Raw genomic sequence first — 24,643 nt, 5'->3', positions numbered from 1 at the left:
AGAGAGGTTGTATGGGGTTTGTAAAAACACGTTATCGGGTAGACTTTCCACTGCAAATGGCAGAGTGCGAAGCCAATTACCATCGCTTGCTGAAACTGATGCACGGGCAACCGTTGCGCGAAACCTGGCAAATCGCACTGGCTGCCGGCATGGCGGATCAGTGTTTGCAAATTCGTATTGTTGAAAAATCCCGCTACACCACCACGGTGCAAATTGAACAACTGTCGATCCGTTTACCCAACGCCGTGGATTGGTTACAACTGCCAAAACTGACGGTGCGCTTGTATCACGATGCGCGGTTGGCAGAAGTGCTGGCATGGGAAAACCACAAGCGTGTGCGGCCGCGCTATGAGTATCCCAATCGGCAAATGTATCAGAGTGATGAAAAGTTGCAGATAAATTGCTTTCTTGGCGAGTGTCTGGCGCTGTGTCTTGAGCAGGGTTACAGTCTGGAAAATCCGCTGACGCTTTCCTGCAACGGTTAGTGGATGAGCCGTGTTTTCAGCCCTGGTGACCGCTTCGGGGCGCTAATGGCTCTTCAACAAACTCTTCTTCCATTCGCATCGACAATTGGCTGAGTGACATAATCAGGCACATCACCAACAGTAGCATGGTCGCGCAGAAAATAAAAAGTGCCATGGTCATCGGGCTTACGGAGCCTTCGATAATAGCGGGTTCCATCAGGTGGTCATGGTGCATAATCATCGCCGCCATTCCCGTGTAATGCATACCGCAAACCGCAATTGCCATAATCACCGACGCACCCAGCATGGTTAGCGTGCCTTTCAAATTCACCGCCAGCCAAAGCGCAATGGTAGCGGCGACAATCGCGATAGCAACCGATATTCCCACCAGTAGCGAATCGTAATGCATGCTGCCATGCATCACCATGGCCTTCATGCCGAGGTAGTGCATGGAGGCTACGCCGGCACCGGTAAAAACGCCGGCCCCCATCAGCCGAACCATAGAAAGCTTGCCGCTGACCGCGATAGTAATGCCCACGCCAACCGCAATCACCGCTACCACCAGCGACAGGAATGTTAACAACGGATCGAAGCCAATATCGGAGGGAATCTGGTAAGCGAGCATGCCAATAAAGTGCATGGTCCAGATGCCGCCACCACCCAATGAGAGCGCTGCGGCAATAATCCACGCGGTAGACGGGCCGCTACGGGAATATTTCATGCCGTTGGTTAATTGCAGCGCGGTGAAGGAACCAAAGACGGCGATTAAAAAAGAGAGCCCAACCAGAAACCCGTTGTAACTGGCATCCATTTCCATAGATTTTCCTCACTATCCGCATCGCCGGTTTGTGTACTGCACAGCATTTTTATAACGATTAAATCCGCCAGGTTTTCTTTGCAGGCAGCCATCAGTCTAGTTATCTGCTATTCCTGCATTTAGATTAAATTTTTATATGGTTCCGCAATCACCCGATATTTTGCTATGGACATGGCGCGTTTTTATTTATTGCAGTCATTCAATTTATCCAGCTAAACATCGTTAGCGTTTTGAATTGCAAAGGGAATCCGTATTTTTCTTCAGGCCGAAAGCGGTTGGAAATAAATTTTTCTGAATAACCTCAGTCGCTGGCGCGTGGAAAAACACAGGTTCCCTGATGTAACGGCCTTAAATACATTGCCGGATGCCAGCGGTCATCTAGAATGAAAGAGAACCGCTCAACAGTGGCGATCCTATCGTCAAACTTGAAGGCTAAAACGACAAGGAATAAATAGTGTGATGATGCGGGTGTCTCCCTTAAAAGCGCCAGGCAAAATTTTTGCTGTTGGTGTGATCGGCGTTGGTGAAAAGGGTTTGGAAATTTTGCAAAGAGTTTTCAACACAACCCGCTATCAATCGCGCAGCTATGAATTGATTGCCATCAACGATGTCAGTACTCCCGAATCCATGGGGTCGTTAAGAGCCGCTGATATATTTCTGATTAACATCAACAACCCTCAGGCAGTACTGGCGTGGCGTCGATTTCAAATTGAATTGCCGTCTGAAAAGCGAAGGCCGGTATTACAACTGAATCAGCAGCCATCGGCCAACCTTCAAACCAATGAGTTCACGCTTCACTGGCCGCTGGATGCCGCAGCGCTGCTGGCAACCCTGGACAATTATATTATTCGCTATCTTGACTATCCGCCGGGGCCGGAAACAGGGTCAGTGCTTGACCGCTCGATTGCCAACCAGCAGGCGCTGGTAACAACGCCGGTTGATGGTGTTCAGGAGCCACCGGCAATTTACGGAAAAGCGCCATCAAGAGTGTTGGTTGCTGACGACAGCCTTGCCGTGCGCAGACAGCTGAAAATGGAGTTTGACAGTATCAAGGTGGGGCTGGAGTGTGTTGCCGATGGTGATGCCGCTGTGGCTGCCGCTGGCCGCCAGGCATTTGATTTGATTTTTCTGGACGTGGTGATGCCTGGTCTCGATGGTTATGCCGCCTGCCGCTTGATAAAGCGCTCGGCATTCAATCGGCTAACGCCCATTATTATGTTGACCAGCCGTTCTTCACGGTTTGACCAGTTAAAAGGTGTGTTGGCGGGGTGTGATAGCTATTTGACAAAACCGGTCAATCAGCAGGAATTCAGGGATATTACCGAAAAACATCTCGGCGAAAAAAACTGATCCATCGTTTGGTGGTTATTTTATGTGTTCAGTCAGGGAGTCTGCGTTATGAAACCTGCTCGTGTGATGATCGTTGACGATTCACCAGTCGACCTGATGAATTTGAAACAAATTGTTTCCGATGCCGGTTATCAGGTGGTGACTGCCGCCAATGGGCAGGAGGCCTACAACAAGGCAAGAAGCTGCCATCCGGATTTGATTTTTATGGATGTGGTCATGGATGGTGTGGACGGTTTTGAGGCATGCCGTAATATTGTATCGGATAAAGAGCTGGAAAATATTCCGGTTTTTTTTGTAACCAGTAAAAACCAGCGCGCCGATAAAGTATGGGGTGAGTTGCAAGGTGGTCGGGGGATGATCAGCAAACCCTATACCCCGGAGCAAATCCTTGATGTTATCGCTGGTCTCCAGAGTTCCTGATTTTATTTCAGATGGGAGAGCCTATGAAGCAAAATAAAAAAGCAGAGCAGCAACTGATTGCTGCGCTCAACCGTCTGCAGGGCGTCACATTCACCGATACCCTCGACGGCATTGCGGTTGGCGCTCTGGCCGCATCACCGCGAGAGCGTTATTTCAGTTTTAATGTAGCCAATTACGCCTTCGCGATTAACGCCAGTCATTTTTGTGAAGTTTTTGTTGAGCCTGCTATCACACCATTGCCCAACGCCCCGGATCTGTTAATGGGGCTGTGCAATGTCAGAGGCATTCTGGTTCCGGTCTATCAGTTGCACGGCTTGCTGCAACATGACGTGCCTGCGCATCGAACGGTTTTTTGTATCGGCAAAGGCGAACACACGGTGGGAATTCTCACCGACAATTTGCCATCCTCGGTGAACTTGCCTGAGATTGCCTCCGGAAAATTGACAGATGCGCTGCCCGACTTTGTTAAAGCATTGGTGTTGGCGGAAGCGCAGCAAGACAATAAAAATTATCTGTTGCTTGACGGTGATCGGGTGGCAGAGCAGTTGCTGATGCTCTCGCTCAAACTGCCAGCGGCTAGCGCCGAACATACTCGCGCGCCGGTTTTTTACTGAGCCGCGCCGGATATCGCCCATACGGATCGCGCCCCTACGGAAAGTAGCTTGTTGCCATCGGAAGTCTGGTTATGAAAAAACTGTCGGGAATCAGAATATCGCACAAAATCAGCAGCCTGATGGCAGGCTTGATTGTGGGCTTTATTCTGATGGGGGTTGCCTGGTACGCGCAGATCAATTCAGATATCGAGCAAAAATCTCTGGATAAAAACTACCAGCAGTCTGCACAGCCGCTGGAGCAAATGAATGCCGATATATTGTTCATCACCAATTCCTTGCAGAGCCTCGCCGGACAGCCTGAAGCAACCCGCCGCGAGGCGCTGGAACATTTTACCCGGCGAATGCAGCAGTCAGGCGGTGAGCTGGCGCGTATTGATTACCGTTTTTTTTCGCCAGCGGCACACGAAGCGGTAACTGCGGCGACCGGCGAATTTCTTGCCAGCGTCGATGAATTGCTACAACGGTCGATGCAAAGCGGGTTTATTGGCAGCGCTGCGCTGGCCACTGTCGGGGACGGCCTGCGTCAGGCGTTAACGAGCTACCAGGATTCCATGCAGCAAAGTCACCAGCGTCGTATTCAGGTTGGGTTGGAAGAAAAGCATATTGCGCAATGGATTTTTGCCGTGGTGCTATTGGTAACCGCCATAGCCACCACGCTGGGGCTGTTTTTGATTTATCGCAGTATCGTGTTGCCGCTGTGGCAAATGCAGTCAGTTATTGCGCGGCAGAATCGCGGTGATGATAAAGCCAGAGTCAGTATTGCCGCCAATGATGAACTGGGCAATTTGGGCGCTGCGTTCAACCGTTTGCTCGATGAGCGGATGCAGGTGTTAACGGAAAAATATCAGGAAAATGAAATCCTGAATAATTCCATCATCGGGCTGATTCGTGCGCTGGATAGCATTGCCAAAAGAGATTTGACCATCAAGGTTCCTGTTTCGGAAGATGTTACCGGTGCGGTGTCAGATGCGGTTAATTTGCTAACCGCCGAAACCGGAAAAACCCTTCATCAGGTGCGTCATGTTTCGGAGCGCGTCAAGCAGTTGTCCAATCAACTGGAATCCCGGTCGCAACGGGTTATTGAGGTGGCGCAGCAGGAGCACTCGCAAGTTGTTGAAACCATCACCGCGCTTGAGCAGTCGGCAAAAACCATGGGCGATGTTGCTCGCGAGGCGAGGACGGTTAATGGTATTGCTTCAACGGCTATTAATTTCACAGCAATTGCTCGCGAATCGGTAACACAAACCGTTGAGGGCATTCAGCTGATTCGCAGCACCTTGTTCGAAACAGAGAAAAAGATAAAACGTCTTGGTGAACGCTCCCAGGAAATTAGCGGCATCGTCAGCCTTATTAACTCGATTGCCGAACGCACCCACATTCTTGCATTGAACGCCAGTATGCACGCCGCGTCGGCCGGTGAGGCGGGCAAAGGTTTTGTAGTGGTTGCCGAGGAGGTTCAGCGGCTGGCAGAAAATTCACGCGCGGCCACGCTGGAGATTGCTGCGATGGTGAATAATATTCGTATAGAAACATCGGAAGCGGTGAATGTTCTGAACAAACTGATTACGCAGGTCGCAGAGGGAACCCGGCTTGCGGGTGACTCCGGTAGTAAAATGCAGCAAACAGAAGCGGCCACGCGGCAGCTGGTCAATCACGTTAAATCCATCGCCGTAAATTCGGTTAACCAGGCCAACACGCTCAGCCGGGTGCGCGATAAAGCCCTGCTAATTACCGAGTCTACTGATAAAACCAGAACCGCTCTGGAAGAACAGCATCTGTGCACCGAAGATATGAAACACTGCGCCAGTTCTTTAATGCAGCACGTCAGCGTATTCACCTTGCCTGCGCAACGATCTGACGGGACAACGGAGCTGGTGAGCGCTCGACAACGCCCTTCTTATGATGAAAAAACCTCAGCCGATCCGATAGTCGCATAATCCATTTGAGTGCAGGTATGCCATGAATAAAACAGGTCTATCCCGGGATCAACAGGACGCCATTGATTTATTAATCGGTGAGTTGCAACAAATAGTCGCCAGCTCGCTGGATGCGCCCTTCACCGCAGCGGATGATCGTTGCGCTTTGCAGCACCAGCTGCTTGAGTTAAAGCACCTCTCTGCGGCGGCAGACATTATTGGTTTGCAAGCGTTGCAATCGATTTGGCATTGGTTGGCCAATAATATTCAACGGCTATTAAGAAACAATCATTTTTCCGACCCCGAGCAAACCTTGTTACTGGATGCCTGGTCTGCCTACTTTCTGGATTATTTGCAGCAGTTGCGACAGGGCGTTGTTAGTCATGAGAGCTTGCAACCGCTGGCAAGTTATCTCGGTTCTGCTGTGTGGATGGTGCCCATGGAACCGGTGGTATGGCAACAATTGCAACCTGCACTGATGCAACCGGATTTTTCTCCTGATGATAAAACGGCTGCTTCAAAGTTACCGACGCTTGCTACGGTCGAGATGTTGTCATTGGTGCTTCCGGATGATCTTAATGCCGACTTGTTCGAAGGTTTGATGATCGAGCTGCCGGGGCAGGTTAATCAATTTTCGGAAGCCATTGAAGGTTATCTTGATCGGCGTCACCCGGACGATTTACTGGTGGCACAGCGCGTTGCCCATACGGTAAAAGGCGCTGCCAATATCGTCGGCATTATCGGGCTGGCGAATTTCATGCATTTCAGTGAAGACTTGTTGGAAGAGATTGCCCGTTGCGGGTTGGAATCCAATGTACGGGTTAGAACCTTATTAATGGATATGGTGGATACCCTCGCTACGTTGCTTGATGCGCTGTTACTGGACGATGTAGCAGACAAGGAAGCGCTGCGGGTGATGCAGGCGGTGCTGGATACCTGTCATGAGCTTCGGCAACTCGAACCGCAAACTGCTCTGTCAGTCGGTGACGCCAGTAATATATTCGTTTCTTCCGGTGCGGCTTTGCATCGCTCTGAAAGTATTACTTTGCCTGCATCTGTGACGCAGGAAACTTCTCTCGTGGGCGCGGATATTTTTAATACCGCAACTGAGGTTAATAACGCTCCTGATGCCAATTCGCAAAAAGCCGATGAATCCCCCTCGTTAATAACATCTTCCAGTCATAGCGGTAAAGGCACCGAAAAACCGGCTTCACAATTACGTATTCACGAAGAAACGGCGCAGGATTTATTGCGCCTTGCCGGTAGCAGCGCGATTGCCAACAACAGGCTGCAAAGTCAGGTGCAAGACGTAAAGCAGCAGTTGCAAGCCATCGCGCAGCTGCACAATAAATTAGTAACGCTTGCGGACGATTTTGGCCGTCTGGTTGATGATCATGACGGTTTGGCGGACGCCCATTCCGAATTACTTTCTGGCGCAACCGCCGGACATATTCCCCACAGTGATTTGCATAATTTTTATCAACAATTACAGGAAGTCGTAGCCGATGCCAGGGATGCCACCCAGGCGACCAATGCGCGGTTACGGGCGCTGGATGAACAAGTGTGGGATCAACAGCGGGTGCATCGCGAATCCGAAAATCTGTTACTGGGCATGCGCATGATTCCTGCCCGCAATCTGGAACCGCGTTTTCAGCGTTGCGTCCGGCAGGCGAGCCGTTTGGCGGGCAAGCAGGCGCAGCTGGTTATTGAGGGCGGCGATACCATGATCGACAGCCGGGTGCTGCACGATATTATCGACCCCCTGATGCATTTACTGCGTAACGCGGTGAGTCATGGTATTGAAACAACCGCCGGGCGGGAGGCCGCAGGTAAAACATCGCAAGGTTGCATTAAATTGCAGTTTCACAATCAGGGGCAAACGATAGCGATTGATGTCATTGATGATGGCGCCGGTCTCGATTATGAGGCTATTGAGCAGCGGGCTCTTTCTCTGGGCATCACTTTGCCGCCGGAAAATACCTTGTCGTCGGAAAAAAACCGTTGGCTAAATCAGGTAATTTTTTCGCCGGGCTTTTCTACCTATGCAGCGATAGACCAAACTGCCGGTCGTGGTATCGGGCTCGATATTGTTGCCGATAGCATCGCTTCTCTTAAAGGCAAGGTATCGGTAAACAGCTGGCGAGGAAAGGGCACGCATTTTACGGTGCGGTTGCCGGTCAAGGTTATTTCCGAACCTGGCCTGGTCGTTCGGCAGGGCGAGCAACAATGGGCAATCTCCGCGCGCGGTGTGGAACAGGTATTATTTTTGGAGGCCGGGCAACTTGAGCAGCAAGCGGCGGGGTGGCGTTACCGGTTCGATAATGACTGGTTGAATGTATATCCCATTTCAGCGCTCGCCAAAACCGCACTCAACACGACTTTGCCTTTGGCGCAACACCGTGCCTTGTTAGTGGTTGAAAGCTGGCCCGGGCAGCGAGCGGCGGTGCTGGTTGAGCAGGTAGTGGCCCGCAAGGATATGGTCGTTAAACCTTTAACGCCCTACACACCACCGGTTTCCGGTGTGACCGGCGCAACTATTCTGGGCGATGGGCAGGTGGCGCCGGTTCTGGACTTGCCGCACTTATTGCTTGAAGCCATCTCGCGCAACGTTAATTTTTCTGAATACCTCACACAACTCACTGCCGAGCAGCCGCAAAAATCCAGGCGCCCTTTGGCGTTGGTGGTAGACGATTCATTAAGTGCGCGGCGCGCACTGGCACAAGTGGTCAGTGATTTTGGCATGGAGGTTCACACGGCAAAAGACGGTTTTGAAGCGGTGGATATTATGCGGGACAAAGTTCCTGATATCGTATTGCTGGATATGGAGATGCCGCGTATGAACGGACTTGAACTTACCGCTCATATACGTTCCAATGAACCCACACGACACGTGCCGGTGGTCATGATAACGTCGCGCAATACCGGAAAACATCGTCACCTCGCAGAGGTTGCCGGGGTGAGTAATTATTTAAGTAAACCATTCTCTGAAGATGAGCTGGTAGAGTATTTACAGTATTCCATTCGCCATTGAACGGATTTTGGCATCATGGAAATAACCGCAGCGTAATGAGGGAGTCATTTTATCTGCTCACATACTGGTGGTGATTGTTTGAAAGGGATTGAGGTATGAGTGATCAGCAGTTGGATGCGTGGCTGTTGCCTGTTGCAGATGATGTAACCATTGCAATAGGGCGCTACGAACTTAAATATATCGAGCATGTTGCGGCCAGCGACGTAAAAGCGTCCTTGAAAGGCGCGCGGGATTTTTTTTGGCGCGGCCGTTATATTCCGGTGCTTGACGTAGCCACGCTGGCAGAGGTTGAAACGCTGCCACCGGTTGCAGAAGAGCGAATCGTCGCGATTGTTGCTTATGAAGATATCGCGGGCAATTTATTAATGGGTGCTATCTTTCTGGTGGATATTCCACAGATGATACACCTCCACCCTTCACAAAATGTGGCCGTAGAGTTGTTGTCACGCCCCTGGCCGCAGTTGGCCCACGCCGCTTTTTTTCATCAACAGCGGGATTATCCGGTGTTGAATCTTTCTGCTTTATTTGTTGATCAGAGTGCCAAAAAACGGGTGCACTGATTTTTATTCTTTATCACATTAGCTGTTATGCAAAGGGGGCAGTGCGAAAAATTCGCACTGCCCCGTTGTTATTGCATTCCTGATAATAAAAACCCTTACAGGCGGGCGAAAGCTTCTCTCGCTTTGCTCAGGGTTTCATTGATATCCGCTTCGGTGTGCGCGGCTGACATAAAACCGGCTTCGTAAGATGCCGGTGCCAGATAAACACCACGTTTCAGCAATTCGTGGAAGAAACGGTTGAAGCGGGGAATATCGCAGGCCATTACTTGTTTGAAGTTGGTGATGGATTTTTCTTCGCTGAAAAAGAAACCGAACATACTGCCAACATGGTTGGTGGTAAACGGAATGCCGAATTCATCCGCCAGGGTTTGCAAGCCTTGTGTCAGTTGGGTGGTATGGGCAAATACACGCGCATAAAGGTCGGGTTGTTCCAGCAACTCCAGGGTTTTCAAACCCGCCGCCATGGCAACCGGGTTGCCGGACAGCGTGCCCGCCTGGTAAACCGGGCCGGAGGGCGCCACCATTTCCATAATCGGACGGCGGCCGCCAAAAGCACCCACAGGCATACCGCCACCAATCACCTTGCCCAGGGTAATCAGGTCGGCATCAACGCCGTAATGTTGCTGCGCCCCGCCCGGGTGTACGCGGAAACCGGTCATCACTTCGTCAAAAATTAACAGGCTGCCATACTGGTCACACAGCTCACGCAAGGTTTCCAGAAAACCGGGTACTGGCGGCACGCAATTCATGTTGCCCGCTACCGGCTCAACAATAATACAGGCGATGGTTTCGCCCTGTTTGGCAAAGCATTCGCGAATTTGCTCGGCGTCGTTGTAGTTCAGCGTGATGGTGTGGTCGGCTAATACCGCAGGTACGCCAGGTGAGCTGGGAACACCAAGAGTCAAAGCGCCAGAGCCGGCCTTGATCAACAGGGAATCCGAATGACCATGGTAACAACCTTCAAATTTAATGATGTTATCGCGGCCGGTAAAAGCGCGCGCGAGACGGATCGCGCTCATGGTCGCTTCGGTGCCCGAGCTGACAAAACGCACCATTTCCATATTGGGAATGCGTTTGCAAAGTTTCTCTGCCAAAGTGGTTTCACCTTCGGTAGGGGCGCCGAAACTCAAACCGTAGCGCGCTTTGGCGATAACCGCTTCAATCACTTCCGGGTGGGCGTGGCCAAGAATCATCGGCCCCCAGGATTGCACATAATCAATATAGCGGTTGCCATCTACATCCCAGGTGTAAGCACCCAGCGCTTTTTCGAAAAATATCGGTGTACCGCCAACGGCTTTGAAGGCGCGTACCGGTGAGTTAACACCGCCGGGAATGACTTTTCCCGCTTCAATAAATAAATCTTCAGAACGAGTCATGAGCAAATTCTCGAATAAATAAGTGTCGGGGTGATCAGGACGCCAGTATGGATTTAATGGCCTGAGCGACATAATCCAGCTTGTCATTGCGCAAACCGGCGATGCTGATACGGCTGTTGTCGGTCATGTAGATGCTGTAGTCGCGGCGCAGTTGCAATACCTGGTCGCGATTCAGCCCGAGGAACGAGAACATGCCGCGCTCGCGGGCGATAAACGAAAAATCGACCTGCTGCTGGATGGCATTGAGGGATGTCACCAGGTTTTGCCGTAATCCGCTGATGCGGTTGCGCATGGTGTCCAGTTCTTCCTGCCACTGGCGGGTGAGTTCGTCGCTGTGCAGGATGATGTCGATAATCGCACTGCCATGGGCCGGCGGCATGGAATAGAGTGCGCGGGTAACGCTCAGCAGTTGCGACAAGCCAGCGTCAGCCTCGCTGCTATCGCGGAAGACAACGCTCAGTGCACCGGCACGTTCACGGTAGAGGCCAAAGTTCTTGGAAAAGGAAACCGCCAGAATCACTTCGGGCAAGCGCTCGGCCAGCAGGCGTGGGCCGTAGCTGTCGGCTTCGAGGCCTTCGCCAAAACCCTGGTAGGCCATATCAATAAACGGGATAAAACCGCGCTCCAGCGCTACGTCAGCAACCTGCTGCCACTGCTCACGGGAGAGGTCTGCGCCGGACGGGTTATGGCAGGCGGCGTGTAGCAACACCAGGTCGCCCGCAGGAATTTTACGCAGCGCATCGAGCATAGCGGGGAAATCAATGCTATGGCTCTGGTAGTCGTAGTAAGGGTATTCGCGCAACTGCAAGCCGGCATTACCGAGCAGCGGAATATGATTGGCCCAGGTGGGCGTGCTGACCCAGATAGTGGCCGAAGGGCGCGCCCGCTGAATCAGCTCGGCGGCCACCCGCAAGGCGCCACAACCGCCCGGTGTCTGGATGGTGCGAATACGCCCGGCGTCTGCCGCGGGGTGGTTATTACCAAACGCAAGGCGCGTTACCGCAGCGTTGGCGCCGGGATAACCGGCCGGATGGGTGTAAGCTTTGGAGTTTTCCTGGCGCAAGCGCAGGGCTTCTGCAGCTGCAACCGCAGCCATCACGGGTGTTTCGCCAGCATCATTTTTGTAAATGCCTACACCCAAATCGACTTTGGCGGGGTTGGTATCCTGTTGGTAAGCAACACTTAATCCGAGAATGGGGTCGGCAGGTAACAGCGGCAAACTGGAAAACATAATAACTCCGGCGGCAGGGCGACCGGGCAGGCCGCCAGTGGATGAATCGGGAACAGGGCAGTGATTATACGCGTTGGGTTGCCTGCGCCAAGGTCAACGCGAGTACGCGCGCCAGATGCAGCTTTTCCGGTGACAGGCTTCGAGCCTCAGACGGCTTCAGGTATACTCGCTGCTTCTTTGTCGTCGGCTTTTCCGCCGGCCACCAACAACTTGTCTATCAGTGAAGTCGGAAGTGATTATGTCGCGTTACTGGAGTGAAATGGTTCGTCAGCTTGAGCCCTATGTGCCGGGTGAACAGCCGCAAATAGACGGGCTTATCAAACTGAATACCAACGAAAGCCCTTTCCCGCCCTCACCGACGATTACTGCGTTGCTGAATGAAGAGCTGGTTGAGCGCCTGCGTCTGTATCCGGACCCGGAATCGCGCCGACTCAAGCACACCATCGCCGGTTACTATTCCGTAAACCCTGAACAGGTTTTTGTGGGTAATGGCTCCGACGAGGTGCTGGCGCTGCTGTTTATGGCCTTCTTCAAGCAGGACAAACCGCTGCTGTTTCCGGATATCACCTATTCGTTTTACAAAGTTTACTGCCAGCTGTTTGGCATTACCGCGCAAACCATCCCCCTGCGTGATGACTTCAGCCTGAATCTGGATGATTATCCGCCGGAAAATGGCGGCATTATTTTCCCCAACCCCAACGCACCTACCGCGATTGGCAAACCGCTCGCCGAGATTGAAGCGCTGTTGGAGCGTAATCGCGATTCGGTGGTGGTGGTGGATGAAGCCTACATTGACTTCGGTGGTGAGACGGCTATTTCGCTGGTGAATCGCTATCCGAATCTGCTGGTGGTGCAAACCCTGTCCAAATCGCGCGCGCTGGCCGGGTTGCGACTGGGCTTTGCGGTGGGGGCGGCAGAACTTATTCACGGCCTTGATCGGGTTAAAAACTCATTTAACTCCTATCCCATTGACCGTATTGCCGAAACAGCCGCTATCGCCGCATTTGATGACGAGGCGTATTTTGTAGCCTGCTGTGACAAGGTCATTGCTACCCGTGAGTGGACCCGGCAACAACTGCAAGCGCTGGGCTTTTCGGTGCTGCCTTCACAGGCCAACTTTTTATTCGCCAGGCCGCCAGTCGATGCGGCGGCACTGATGGCGCAGTTGCGAGAAAATCGTATTCTGGTTCGCCATTTCACGGCGTCACGCATTCGCGATTATTTGCGAATTACCATTGGCACCGATGCCCAGATGGAAACCTTTATCAGCGTGTTACAGCAATTGTTGAAAAAGTAAGCGTATGTACTGCATTGCCTGATGTATCCGCACAAAATGTAACACGGCTGTTGGCGTTATCGCAGTCGTGTTGCTTCTCCAGGTAAAGTTTTGTTTGTTTTTTGTTCGCTCTTCATTAATACGCCCGGCTGTGGCACATAAATCCTTTGCTAGTGACGAAAATTCAGGTATGTTTACTGGCTCGCATTGTTAGTAAATGCCGGTTTCCGGTGATTAAACCTTGCCATTGCACTTTTTCTTTCACGGACGATGACACAATAAATTATTTGCAACGTGTCATGGCATCTGTGCTCCTGTATATAGCTCCGGATTATTGATTGGTTTTGCGGCAGATCGGGCGCGAATTCGCGAGCCGCTGTTTCATGCCGGTTGTTTTTGTCTTGCTAATACCAATCACGCGTGAGGTATAAATGTGATAAGGGTTTCTGCAACGCGTAACAAGTGGCCCCTGTATTTTTCTGACAAGGTACCCTTTTCGGGACGCTATGCCACTTCGTCATAATGCCGTAGAGCTGATAAAAAAATTTCAGCAACTGTTCAGCGATTTGAATCACCATCAAATTGCCGAGCGGTTGGTTAAGCTGGTGGTGATGAAACCGTCCATCAGCAGAGTGGTATTGATTGTTCATCGCGATCACCAGTTTTATGTTGAAGCCATTGCTTGTCAGCGCCATCCGGAAGCCCTCGTTACCGGCATCAGTACGCCGCTCAGCCGTTTATCCAATCTTCCCACGCAACTGATTGTTGACGCTTTCGCCGCAGTTGAAACACAGTTTCCCGATGCCGCCCATTGGTTGGCAACTGCTGGTGAAAATACCGATATCGAGCCGGGCGCTATTTGCTTGCACCCGGTTCTTGAAAAAGAAAAAGTAACTGCTGTTTTTTATATCGAAAGCAGTGCCTGCCAATCCACGCTGAAAAATTTGGTTGCTGAACTGGATCCGGTATGGGCATTCAGCTCACTGCTGGTGCGACAAATCAATGATATGTCGCGTCAACAGGAACAAAGCGATCGTTTTCGCCTCGCCGAGCAAGCACTCTGGGCCAGTGAAACCTATCTGCACGCCATCCTCAGTTTCTCACCGGCACTGATTTCGGTAAAAGATCTGGATGGCAACGTGGTGCTGGCCAGTGAACATTTCAAACAAATATCGACAGTGGGCGAACAGGGCATTGTCGGGAAAAATGTTTTTGATATTTACCCTGTCGACATCGCCCGCTCTATCTGGGAAATTGACCACACCTCACAAAATTATTCGCAAACCTCTGAAACCGAGGTAGAGCTTACCCATAAAGACGGCAGTGTTCATACCTATTTATTGGTAAAGTTTCCTTTGCGCAACAAGGAAAATAAAGTGTTTGGCGTTTGTACCATAGGGACTGATATTTCCGAGCGCAAGCTGGCGGAAGACGCGTTGCGCGAACAGCAATCGCGATTGAATTACATGGCCTTTCACGATTCACTCACCGCATTGCCTAACCGCTCACTGTTTTATGACCGTATTTTTCACGGTTTGGCGCGGGCGCGTCGCAGCAGCAGTAAACTTGCTTTGATGTTGCTGGATATCGATCGCTTCAAAATTATTAATGACAGCCTGGGGCACGACTCGGGCGATGAGTTGTTAAAAGCCATTGCAGCACGCCTGAACGAAGGTGTTCGCGATATGGATACCGTTGCCCGTTTGGGTGGCGACGAATTTGTGGTGGTTCTTGAAGGCATCCATGATCTGGATGACGTCGTGTTTGTGGCGAATAAATTGCTGGTTACGCTGGCGCGCCCGCTTGAGATCAGTGGTCATGAAATTACTACCACCGTCAGTATTGGTGTCAGTGTTTTTCCGGATGACGGGGCGGATACCGACGAGCTGTTAAAAAATGCCGATATTGCCATGTACAAGGCAAAAGAAGCCGGCAAAAATAATTGTCAGTTTTATACCCGTGGCATGAGTGCTTCGGCGGTAAATTATTTGCTGCTGGAAAACGACCTGCGTCGCGCCGTAGAACAGCAGCAATTGATTTTGCATTACCAGCCGCAGATTGATTTGCAAACCGGTGAGATTACCGGCGTGGAAGCGCTGGTGCGCTGGCAGCACCCGGAGCGTGGTCTGGTTTCGCCAGCGCTGTTTATTCCGCTGGCAGAAGAAACCGGATTGATTGTGCCGATTGGCGAGTGGGTGTTGCGTGAAGCCTGTCGTCAGCAAAAAGCCTGGCTGGATGCCGGTAAGAAAATTGGCCGCATGGCGGTTAACCTGTCGCCGCGCCAATTCCGCCAGAAAAACTTCCCGGGCAAGGTAGAAGCGATTTTGCGCGAAACCCGTTTAAGTGCCGATTACCTTGAGCTGGAAATTACCGAAAGTTGTGCAATGGAAAACGCCAGCGAGGCCATCAACCAGTTGAATCAATTGCACCAAATGGGTCTGTATCTGGCGATTGATGATTTTGGCACAGGCTATTCTTCACTGGCCTATCTGCAGCGTTTTCCCATTCAGAAATTAAAAATCGATAGCAGCTTTATTCATGACATTCGCGATGATCAGAACGATGCGGCTATCGCCCGCACCATTATTGGCCTCGCTCGTAACTTGCATTTGAAGGTTATCGCAGAAGGGATTGAAACCGAGTATCAGGCTGACTGGTTGCGTCAGCATGGTTGCGATCAGGGGCAGGGCTTTTTGTACGCGAAACCGCTGACCGCATTGCAGATAGAAGCACATTTTCATGCCGGCAAATTTTCATTTGATGGCAATGTTGTCTCGCTGGATTCTGTGGCGCGCGCCACCCGTTAATGGCGGTAACGCCTGCACCGCATTGATTGCTGTGCAGGCGATTGGTCGGTCAGCCCTGGCCGCGGGTGCGGTTGTTATTCGGGCGAGCGTGTTCTTCCGTAAAAGCGATGATCGCATCGGCGATATCTTTGCCTGTTGTTCCTTCAATACCTTCCAGGCCTGGCGATGAATTGACTTCCATCACCAGCGGCCCGCGATGGGAGCGCAATAAATCTACACCCGCAACATGCAGCCCCATAGTGCTCGCGGCTTTAATGGCGGTGCGGCGCTCTTCCGGACTCAGGCGGGTTACCGAGGCGCTGCCGCCGCGGTGAAGGTTGGAGCGAAACTCGCCTTCCTGTGCGGTGCGCTGCATGGATGCCACGATCTTGTTGCCGATGACCAGGCAGCGTATGTCGCTGCCACCCGCCTCTTTAATAAATTCCTGTACCAGAAATTCAGCGCGCAGCTCACGAAAGGCTTCGATCACGCTTTCTGCCGCTTTGGGCGTTTCTGCCAGCACTATGCCGCGCCCCTGGGTGCCTTCGCACAGCTTCAATACCAGCGGTGTTCCGCCCACCAGTTTAATCAGCTCGCGGGTGTCGTGAACATTGTAGGCAAAGCTGGTTTTCGGCAGCCCCAAGCCTTTTCTTGAAAGCAGTTGCAGGGCGCGCAGTTTATCCCGTGAGCGCCCCAGCGCGACGGATTCGGTGAGGCAATACACGCCCATCATTTCAAACTGGCGAATAACCGCCAGGCCATAATGGGTAACCGATGCGCCGATGCGGGGAATCACCGCATCAAAGCCTTCCAGCTTGCTGCCCATGTACCAGATAGCCGGGCTGGAGGAGGTGATGTCCATGTAGCATTTTAAAATATCAATAACATGGACTTCGTGGCCGCGTCGGGTTCCTGCTTCAACCAGGCGGCGCGTGGAATACAGGCGCCGATTGCGCGACAAAATAGCGATTTTCATAGGGGTTCCGGAACAGGTTCAGATAATTCAGCGTAGCAGCAGGCTGCTATCACCGGATTGGTATTCGGGGTGGCTGTTGTTGATCTCCGCCCAGAATAAATGAGCGGCCACTATCGACAAGATAGCGTTTTTTCAGTGCCGTGCGCCCCAGCAACATACGGAAACGCATATTTTCACGATCAGTCAATGTCACCTCTGTGACGAAGGTTTGACCATCAAGTGACAGCAGCGTTTCAATGACGTAGCGCATTTCCTTGTGACCACCCGAGTCGGTAACCTGACGGCGATCTTTTACCGGTGCTTCACACGTCACAACGTAGTCGGTGTCTTGCTGGCGAGGGTGTAATCCAAAGCGCACCCAGAGCTGATTATCTCTACTGAAGGTGTCAATTTGAAACGCGTGCAGGGCGCTGGTGCGAGCGCCTGTGTCTACCTTGGCTTTGATAGGGGTGCCATCAAAACTGTGCAGAAAAACCCATTCTCGCCAGCCGACGAGGGGTAGGGCAGTGTTTGTCATGCATTGCTCCTTGTGCCCGTTACCAACTTGCCAATCGGCTGTAATTCGGGCGGTTTTTACTGTGCTTTATCGCAAGGGTAAAACGAAAAATATTTATCGAGACGACAAATATTTTTTGCTTTGAGCGGGGTGCTGTCTGTGATAAATAGCGCGGGACAAATTGATTAGTCTGCTCCGGCACTGATTGATTATTTGTAGCATTTACCCTGTAGCATCAGGCCGATTATTCGGTTGCCAGTTTTCGTGCTCCCAACCCTGTTTATCAGGGGCAAGTAGCATAACGTAGTTGGCGGCAGGCCGGTGTCTTATTGTCCCAAGTCGATACTGGAGTAGTTCTATGACTGTTGATGTTGAGCATTCTCAATCCGATTCCGATTTGTTGAATGATGTGAGCATTGATGTCGACGATGACGAGCAGCCGAAACTGAGCGGTAAAGAAGCCAGTCAGCATACGCTTGAAATGCGGCGAAAAATTGAAGACCGGCTGGAGCGCCGCCGTCTGAAAGAACAATTGGGGTTCGATGACCTGGATTTTTGAGTCTTTTCAGCACCTGATCAGTACTCCGCAAATGGCGCCTTTGGGCGCCATTTTTTTTAGCGGTGGCAAAGTCAGGTGGGGCTGTTTTCCAGCAGGGCTTGCAGCAGCGGATTGTTACTCGCGGACGAGCGATAAGCGATATAGACGGGGAGGGTCAGTGGTTCGAATGTCTCTACCACTTGCGCCGGGCTGGCCGCCAGTTGCGCCAGGTCTTCCGGTAACCAGGCCATACAAGGCGAGGTTTGCATTCGTTGCAGCGCTACCGCCGGGTCATTGGCATAGATGGTGTAATCGCTGTCTGGCATGGCGATATGTTGCAACTGGCTGGAGATAATGGCACCCCAGTCCAATTGGATAAAACCGGTTTTACCAACATCGTCGCTCACTTCGGAACGATACAGGCGCAGCGTTTTGTGCCGGGCTGAACTGCTGCGCAGCTCGTCATGCAGCGGCGCTTCCAGTAGCAGCCCTACATCCAGCCGCTGTTGCACAATGTGTTGATGAAGGTCGCGCGCGGAGCAGGTTTCCAGCGTTAATTGCAAATCTTCTATCTGTCGCAGTTTCTCCAGCAAGGGCTCCAGCCAATGCCATAAGCCCGGCGGGCAACCGATGCGGATCGCCGGCGCTGACTGTGGCTTAAGTGACAGGTCACGTTGCGCGGCGGTCCAGGCGTCTTGGAGCTTTTGCGCATGGGGCAGCAGCCGCTCTCCTTCTTCGGTAAGGCGAATATTGCCACGGGTGCGATGAAACAGGCTGACCCCCAGCGTTTGCTCCAGTTGACGTATGCGGGCGCTCACGGCGGCGGGTGTTAAAAACAGTTGATCCGCTGCCCGGCCAAAATGCCGTGCCTGGGAAACTGTCAGGAAGGTTCGAAGAAGCTCTATATCCACAATTCAGATTCGATAGCAGGAAAGGGGCAAAATACCTTTCGTGGCGGTAACAGGCAAGCACTGTCGGGTGAGAAATCGTGAGAAGAGCGGATGTAGTTTGCGATGCGGGATAAAACAATGGCGGCGGGGTATTAACCCGGCCGCCATGTCGCAGGCCTGTGAATCAGGCCCGCAGTGGTGCATTAGAAGCGGATGCTTGCGCCAATGGTGAACTGGTCGAAATTGTTACCTTTGGTGAAGGCTGCTTCACCGGCAATTGCCGGGGTGAAGAAGTTGCGCGCACGAACAGTAAACGCATCGTTGTCATGAATATCGTTATAGCCCACACCGGCGCTAAAGCTGCGATTGAAGTAGTAATCACCGTATACGTATACCGCATTGTGGTGATCGAAATCGGTATAACCCGCTTCAAGGTTCAGGGCGTTGCTGTAGCCCAGATCCATCACATATTTGGCGTGAACGTTAAAGTCGTAACCGACTTCATCATAGTACTGGGTGAAAACCAGCAGGCCTTCCAGTGGCGTTACACCGGCACGTACGCCCCAATCGTTGTTGTGGTCGCTGTTGTCATAATCGGTGCGCAGCAATTCAGCAGCTACGTAGAAAATGGTGTCAGGAATATAAAATTCGGCGCCGGCCTGAATCAGATCAAAATCCTGGGAGCTGCGCACATAAGCGTTGCTGGAACGCTGCAGGAAGGCCGCTTCTGCCAGTGGGCGATTGGCGGTTTGCACCTGGTTGAAGTGGTAAATACCGTAAGCACCGAATTGGGTATCGCTACTGGCGTGATCCGCATCAACATGGTTTAAAGACGCGCCCGCTTCGATTTGGTAAGGCTGTGCCAGTGCGGCACCTGAGCCCAACAGCGCCAGCATGCTGGCGGCAAGAATTTTCTTTTTCATAAGCTTCTCCTTGGAATAAAACTGTGTGTGGCAACTGTCCCGGGGACGTCTGTCATAGAATTCGCAGACTTTTTGCCGTGTTTTGCAATGTTTTTTGTGGGGCATCATTGCAATCAGTTTTTTGGAAATTCGTTGTTTCCAGTGTGTTGTTTCATGAAGAATGTGTATCAACACGGACCGGATAACGGCAAAAAAATGATCGCTGTGATGCACATATGGGATAATTCTAGATGATAAAATCTCAAACGCTATGAGCAAAATACAGTTCTGCGAAGCCGGTCTTATAAATTTACGTGCCACATGCCGGGAATGTCAGACGTCGTCACACCCGCAAGAAAAAATTTGTTTATCTTCAAGACGCATCGCCGTTAATTGCCCGCCCCAGACACAGCCGGTATCCAGTGCATACACCTGTGGCGTGTCGGTTTTTCCTTCCAATGCTGCCCAGTGGCCGAATAAAATTTGATCGTTGACGGTTTTACGGTGCGGGTGTGCGAACCAGGGAATAAAGCCTTCCGGCGCTTCGTTGGCAGAATCTTTGGTGATCAAATCCAGCGTGCCATCGGCACGACAAAAACGCATGCGGGTGAAGTAATTGGTAATGATCCTCAAGCGATCTGTGCCGCTCAGCGATTCATGCCAGCAGTCAGGCTGATTGCCATACATGTCTTTCAGAAAAACAGGAAACTGGTCGGATCGCAAAGCCGCTTCCAACTCGCGGGCGTAACCTGCCGCCTCGGTGAGGCTCCATTGCGGAGGAATGCCGGCGTGGGTCATGGCGTAACCGAGCTTCGCATCGCTATGCATGATTTTCAGATGGCGCAACCAGGTCAGTAATTCTTCGCGATCATCGGCGAGTAAAATATCGGTGAGGGTATCCTGCTTGCCCGGTTTGCGATTGGCGTAGGCAACACCGAGCAAATGCAAATCGTGATTGCCCAGTACCGCAATCACCGAATCGCGAATTGAAAATAAAAATCGCATTACCTCAAGTGATCCGGGTCCGCGATTGACCAGGTCACCTGCAATCCACAAGGTATCTTTTACCGGATCAAAATGAATTTTGTCGAGCAGGCGGCGAAAGGGTTCATAGCAACCCTGAATATCGCCAATGGCATAGGTACTCATAATTATTTCCGGTTCCAGCAGAAATCAGACGGGGCGGTTTAGTGCATTGCGTAAGGTGGCACCAGCGCGAACAAGGGGATGGCTACATCAAACATTTCGCCATTATCTTTTCGCATCTGGTAGGTGCCTTCCATCATGCCGGTGGTAGTTTCCAGAATGACACCGCTGGTATAGGTATAGCTGTCGCCCGCCTGGATGGAAGGTTGCTCACCGACAACGCCCATCCCCTGAACTTCCTGCACGTTGTTTTTTTCATCGCGAATTTTCCAGTGACGGCTAATGAGTTGTGCCGTCTCCTCTCCGTGATTGGTAATGGTGATGGTGTAAGCGTACACGTAACGCTGCTGTTCCGGCTGCGTACGGGTATTTATAAAGGTAGTTTTAATATCGACAGAAACGGTTGAATTCATGATGTTGCCTGCCTGACACATCCGGTACCGCTTTAGCGCCATACCGGGCAGTGCTGTTAATGCTGTTTACTGCTTCAGTTGGCTTCACTTTTTGGCGTGGCGCCCGAAAAATGTTCTTCGCTAAGCAGGTTGCTCAAGGTGACAAACGTTTCCAGGGATAAGGTTTCAGCCCGGACGCCGGTGTCGACCGGCAGACTTGCAATCACCTCGGTGGACAATGCGTTTTTTAGTGAATTGCGCAGGGTTTTGCGGCGCTGTTGAAAAGACAGATTGACCAGCTTTTCAAACACTTTGAGATTTTTAGCCGGGTAGGGCAAGGTTTTGTAGGGCGTAAGCCGGACGATGGCTGAATCGACTTTGGGTGCCGGGTCAAACGAGGTTGGCGGCACTTCGAACAGCGCTTCCACCTCGCAAAAATATTGCACCATAATACCGAGGCGGCCGTAGGCGCTTTCGCCCGGTAGTGCCGCCATGCGTTTTACCACTTCTTTTTGCAGCATAAAATGCATGTCCTGCACTTTGCCGGCGTAACTTAGCAAGTGAAAAATCAACGGTGTGGAAATGTTGTAAGGCAGGTTGCCAACAATACGCAGCGGTGTGTCGTCAGTAATCAGTTGCGCAAAATCAAAAGCCAGGGCATCGGCCTGGAACAATTGAAAGCCTGGATGTTTTTCAAATTTTACTTTCAGCCAGGGTACCAGATCCCGGTCCAGCTCAATCACGCTCAGGTGATCGCACTGCGCCGCCAGCTGTTCAGTAATAGCGCCTTTGCCCGGGCCAATTTCTACCAGGTGGTCGCTATTGCGAGGGTGAATAGCGCGGACGATATCGCGGATAATGCCCTGATCAATAAGAAAGTTTTGACCGAAGCGTTTGCGGGCGCGATGAGAGGACTCTGCGTTACCTTGGTTTTTCATGAGCAATAACCGTTTAGCGTGTAAAAGATAAATGACGAGCCTGCGCCATGTTTAAAGCATACGCCAGTGCCGTATGAAGGCTGCCGGGATTTGCTTTGCCTGTTGCGGCGAGATCGAGCGCAGTGCCATGGTCGACCGAGGTGCGAATAATCGGTAAACCCAGCGTGATATTCACGGCCTGGCCAAAACCTTTGTATTTTAATACCGGCAAACCCTGATCATGATACATCGCCAGCACCGCATCGGCGTGGTCGAGGTATTTGGGGGTGAACAGCGTATCGGCGGGCAAAGGGCCTTCGAGTAACATCCCCTCCAGGCGCAAGCGATCCAGCAGCGGTTCGATGATGTCAATTTCCTCGCGACCCATGTGGCCACCTTCGCCAGCGTGCGGGTTCAGGCCGCAGACCAGAATCCGCGGGTTGGCGATACCGAATTGCTGCTGCATATCGCTGTGTAAAATCCGTATAACCTGCTCAAGCTCCGTGCTGTTAATGGCAGCAGCAACGTCTTTAAGCGGCAAATGGGTGGTGGCTAGCGCAACGCGCAGGCCTTCGGTGGCGAGCATCATCACGACTTTGTCGGTACCGGTGTGCTCTGCCAGATATTCCGTATGTCCGCTGAAAGGAATGCCGGCTTCGTTGATCACGCCTTTGTGCACCGGCCCGGTGACCAGTGCCGCAAAGGCACCACTTTGGCAGCCGGCAATGGCCGCATCCAGCGTTTTCAAAATGTAGCCGGCATTGGCTTTATTTAATTTTCCAGGCTCTGCCGCGGTGGTGAGTGCAATGGGCAAAATGGCCAATTCACCAGCTGCCAGCGGGCGGGGCGCGTCCGCAAGATTAATTTCCCGAAAGCGAACCGGCAGCTTGAGCAGCGCAGCGCGCTCTTCTAATAGCTGCCGATCAGCAATGGCTACAATTTCATGATCCTGCGCCTGCTGAGCCAACAAAATGGCCAGGTCGGGGCCAATGCCGGCCGGCTCGCCCGGTGTTAATGCAAGTCGAAAGCAGGGTGTATTCATGAATGTCGGGACCAAAGAGGCGATTGTGGAATTAAAGATGTCTGGCGTGTGAAAGGTGCAGGCGACGATCGAATGGCAGTTTGTATTGGCGGGCGCGATTTAAAACGGCGCGCGGGATTCGATGTCGTTGAATCGGTGAGCGCCGTTGCGTGGCGCTCACCGATCCGTGGTATCAAATTTTAACTTCTACGTAGGCTTCTTCGCGGATTTGCGTCAACCACATTTGGAATTCCTCATCAAAGCGGCGTGAGCGAATCAGGTTGGCGGCCTGGTTGCGTTTCATCTGGTTGCTCATGTCTTCGCTGCGGCGCTCCTGCACTTGCAGGATGTGCCAGCCAAACTGGCTTTTGAAGGGCTCACTGATTTGGCCGATACTGCTGTTCGCCATGGTCTCTTCAAAGATGGGAACAAACATGCCGGGCATTGCCCAACCCAGATCACCGCCTGACAGCATGGAGCCGGTGTCTTCGGAGTTTTCGCGAGCCAGCGTGGCAAAGTCTTCGCCATTTTCGATGCGCGTTCTCAGCGCCAGCAGTTTGTTACGGGCTTGCTGGTCATCCATGATTTCGGACGTTTTCACCAGAATGTGGCGGGCTTTGGTTTGCTCAACCAGTTGCTCACCACCACCGCGCTGCTCCATATTTTTGATGATATGAAAACCGGCACCACTGCGGAAAGGTTTGGATACACCACCTACCGGCAAATCGACCAGTTGACGGCTGAACAGCTCGGGCAGCTGGGCGAGTTTGCGCCAGCCAATATCACCGCCCTGAAGCGCGCTTTGATCGTTGGAATGGCTGATGGCCATTTGCGAAAAGTCAGCACCGCTTTGCAGTTGTTGGTAGATATCCTGCGCTTCTTTTTCCGAGGCGCTGACCATGTCCGGATCGGCACCGCCGGAAACGGCAATCAGAATATGGCCGAGACGATAATCCGGCGAGGTCGCAAATTTGCCGTCGGTAGAGGCAAGAAAGTTATCAATTTCCTGATCGGTGACACGGATGCGGCTGTTGACCACGCCCTGTTGCAGCTGGTTGATGGTCAGGTCGGTTTTGATTTGCTTGCGCAGCGCGTCAAGGCTCATGCCTTCTCGGCGCAGATCGGCTTCCAGCTCCGCCAGGGTAATGCCGTTGGATTGCATAATACGTTGGATGGCCTGGTCAACTTCCGCCTCGCCCGGATCAATATCGTAACGCTTGGCCAATTGGAGTTGCACCCGCTCTACAACAAGCTGCTCGAGGATTTGACGCTGCAGTACTTCTTGTGGAGGGAGTTGTCCGTATTGGGCTTGCAGCCGCTCTACAACAGTGAGCGTACGGTTGTTCAGTTCGCTTTCGAGCACCAGATCGTCATCAACAATCGCTACGACCCGGTCGAGCATCACGGTTTGTGCCTGGGCTGCTTGCATGCCCATTAGCAGCAGGCTACCCAGCAGTGCTGAAGCCAGCAGGTGAGCACGGGATTTGAGCGGATTTTTTATCATCATAATTTTTTCACTGTATC

General features: G+C 52.0%; 22 protein-coding genes. 10 read left to right on the top strand and 12 right to left on the bottom strand.

The window, feature by feature from the left end; genetic code table 11:
- The first annotated feature begins 11 nt into the window (after positions 1-11).
- Positions 12-485, top strand: coding sequence for a DUF1249 domain-containing protein (locus C4F51_RS15965; RefSeq protein ID WP_193911482.1), 474 nt, complete (start codon positions 12-14; stop codon positions 483-485).
- A 16-nt stretch (positions 486-501) separates the two neighbouring features.
- On the opposite strand, the gene C4F51_RS15960 is transcribed toward C4F51_RS15965, so the two are convergent.
- On the bottom strand, positions 502-1,281 hold the full coding sequence (locus C4F51_RS15960; protein WP_193911480.1) for an MHYT domain-containing protein: 780 nt from the start codon (positions 1,279-1,281) through the stop codon (positions 502-504).
- Between the two features lie 459 nt (positions 1,282-1,740).
- On the opposite strand from C4F51_RS15960, the gene C4F51_RS15955 reads away from it, so the two are divergent.
- From C4F51_RS15955 to C4F51_RS15930, 6 genes are all read left to right on the top strand, one after another.
- The gene (locus tag C4F51_RS15955; protein WP_235992496.1) at positions 1,741-2,631 is read left to right on the top strand and encodes a response regulator; all 891 of its coding nucleotides are present in this window, start codon (positions 1,741-1,743) and stop codon (positions 2,629-2,631) included.
- A gap of 48 nt (positions 2,632-2,679) precedes the next feature.
- Positions 2,680-3,051 carry a response regulator gene (locus C4F51_RS15950; RefSeq protein ID WP_193911476.1) on the top strand — a complete coding sequence of 124 codons (372 nt, stop codon included), beginning with the start codon at positions 2,680-2,682 and terminating at the stop codon, positions 3,049-3,051.
- Between the two features lie 23 nt (positions 3,052-3,074).
- Entirely contained in the window at positions 3,075-3,665 is a 591-nt protein-coding gene (locus C4F51_RS15945; RefSeq protein WP_193911474.1) for a chemotaxis protein CheW, read from the top strand.
- 71 nt (positions 3,666-3,736) lie between these two features.
- A complete protein-coding gene (locus C4F51_RS15940; RefSeq protein ID WP_193911472.1) occupies positions 3,737-5,602 on the top strand; it encodes a methyl-accepting chemotaxis protein in 1,866 nt (621 codons plus the stop codon).
- Between the two features lie 22 nt (positions 5,603-5,624).
- A complete protein-coding gene (locus tag C4F51_RS15935) occupies positions 5,625-8,612 on the top strand; it encodes a response regulator (protein ID WP_193911470.1) in 2,988 nt (995 codons plus the stop codon).
- 95 nt (positions 8,613-8,707) lie between these two features.
- Entirely contained in the window at positions 8,708-9,172 is a 465-nt protein-coding gene (locus C4F51_RS15930) for a hypothetical protein (protein WP_193911468.1), read from the top strand.
- Between the two features lie 95 nt (positions 9,173-9,267).
- Here the strand turns inward: C4F51_RS15930 and hemL are convergent, their stop codons facing one another.
- Both hemL and C4F51_RS15920 read right to left on the bottom strand, forming a co-directional pair.
- Positions 9,268-10,548, bottom strand: coding sequence for a glutamate-1-semialdehyde 2,1-aminomutase (hemL, locus tag C4F51_RS15925; RefSeq protein WP_193911466.1), 1,281 nt, complete (start codon positions 10,546-10,548; stop codon positions 9,268-9,270).
- A 34-nt stretch (positions 10,549-10,582) separates the two neighbouring features.
- Positions 10,583-11,779 carry an amino acid aminotransferase gene (locus tag C4F51_RS15920; protein ID WP_193911464.1) on the bottom strand — a complete coding sequence of 399 codons (1,197 nt, stop codon included), beginning with the start codon at positions 11,777-11,779 and terminating at the stop codon, positions 10,583-10,585.
- 238 nt (positions 11,780-12,017) lie between these two features.
- On the opposite strand from C4F51_RS15920, the gene hisC reads away from it, so the two are divergent.
- Both hisC and C4F51_RS15910 read left to right on the top strand, forming a co-directional pair.
- Complete coding sequence (gene hisC, locus C4F51_RS15915) at positions 12,018-13,076, top strand: histidinol-phosphate transaminase (RefSeq protein ID WP_193911462.1); 1,059 nt, start codon at positions 12,018-12,020, stop codon at positions 13,074-13,076.
- Between the two features lie 485 nt (positions 13,077-13,561).
- Positions 13,562-15,862: a putative bifunctional diguanylate cyclase/phosphodiesterase gene (locus C4F51_RS15910; protein WP_193911461.1), complete on the top strand. Its 2,301-nt coding sequence runs from the start codon at positions 13,562-13,564 to the stop codon at positions 15,860-15,862.
- Between the two features lie 49 nt (positions 15,863-15,911).
- Here the strand turns inward: C4F51_RS15910 and rimK are convergent, their stop codons facing one another.
- The gene (gene rimK / locus C4F51_RS15905) at positions 15,912-16,817 is read right to left on the bottom strand and encodes a 30S ribosomal protein S6--L-glutamate ligase (protein ID WP_193911459.1); all 906 of its coding nucleotides are present in this window, start codon (positions 16,815-16,817) and stop codon (positions 15,912-15,914) included.
- A gap of 49 nt (positions 16,818-16,866) precedes the next feature.
- A complete protein-coding gene (locus C4F51_RS15900) occupies positions 16,867-17,334 on the bottom strand; it encodes an ATP-dependent zinc protease family protein (protein ID WP_193911457.1) in 468 nt (155 codons plus the stop codon).
- A 337-nt stretch (positions 17,335-17,671) separates the two neighbouring features.
- On the opposite strand from C4F51_RS15900, the gene C4F51_RS15895 reads away from it, so the two are divergent.
- Entirely contained in the window at positions 17,672-17,872 is a 201-nt protein-coding gene (locus C4F51_RS15895; RefSeq protein WP_193911455.1) for a PA3496 family putative envelope integrity protein, read from the top strand.
- A gap of 71 nt (positions 17,873-17,943) precedes the next feature.
- Here C4F51_RS15895 and C4F51_RS15890 read toward each other — a convergent pair whose 3' ends face one another.
- The 7 genes from C4F51_RS15890 to C4F51_RS15860 form a co-directional block, all read right to left on the bottom strand.
- Positions 17,944-18,762, bottom strand: coding sequence for a LysR family transcriptional regulator (locus C4F51_RS15890; RefSeq protein WP_193911453.1), 819 nt, complete (start codon positions 18,760-18,762; stop codon positions 17,944-17,946).
- Positions 18,763-18,944: 182 nt separating this feature from the next.
- Positions 18,945-19,664 (bottom strand): putative porin, encoded by a 720-nt coding sequence (locus C4F51_RS15885; RefSeq protein ID WP_193911451.1) that lies wholly within the window; start codon positions 19,662-19,664, stop codon positions 18,945-18,947.
- Between the two features lie 312 nt (positions 19,665-19,976).
- Complete coding sequence (locus tag C4F51_RS15880; protein WP_193911449.1) at positions 19,977-20,792, bottom strand: symmetrical bis(5'-nucleosyl)-tetraphosphatase; 816 nt, start codon at positions 20,790-20,792, stop codon at positions 19,977-19,979.
- A 38-nt stretch (positions 20,793-20,830) separates the two neighbouring features.
- Positions 20,831-21,202, bottom strand: coding sequence for a Co2+/Mg2+ efflux protein ApaG (apaG, locus tag C4F51_RS15875; protein WP_202987706.1), 372 nt, complete (start codon positions 21,200-21,202; stop codon positions 20,831-20,833).
- Between the two features lie 74 nt (positions 21,203-21,276).
- A complete protein-coding gene (gene rsmA, locus C4F51_RS15870) occupies positions 21,277-22,119 on the bottom strand; it encodes a 16S rRNA (adenine(1518)-N(6)/adenine(1519)-N(6))-dimethyltransferase RsmA (RefSeq protein ID WP_193911447.1) in 843 nt (280 codons plus the stop codon).
- Between the two features lie 13 nt (positions 22,120-22,132).
- Positions 22,133-23,140 (bottom strand): 4-hydroxythreonine-4-phosphate dehydrogenase PdxA, encoded by a 1,008-nt coding sequence (gene pdxA / locus C4F51_RS15865; protein WP_193911445.1) that lies wholly within the window; start codon positions 23,138-23,140, stop codon positions 22,133-22,135.
- 172 nt (positions 23,141-23,312) lie between these two features.
- Entirely contained in the window at positions 23,313-24,626 is a 1,314-nt protein-coding gene (locus C4F51_RS15860; RefSeq protein WP_235992349.1) for a peptidylprolyl isomerase, read from the bottom strand.
- Positions 24,627-24,643 lie beyond the last annotated feature (17 nt).

The sequence above is a fragment of the Cellvibrio polysaccharolyticus genome (genome assembly GCF_015182315.1).
Classification (GTDB): domain Bacteria; phylum Pseudomonadota; class Gammaproteobacteria; order Pseudomonadales; family Cellvibrionaceae; genus Cellvibrio; species Cellvibrio polysaccharolyticus.
The sequence above is the reverse complement of the archived record's forward strand: the minus strand, read 5'-3'. Positions and strand labels throughout refer to the sequence as shown.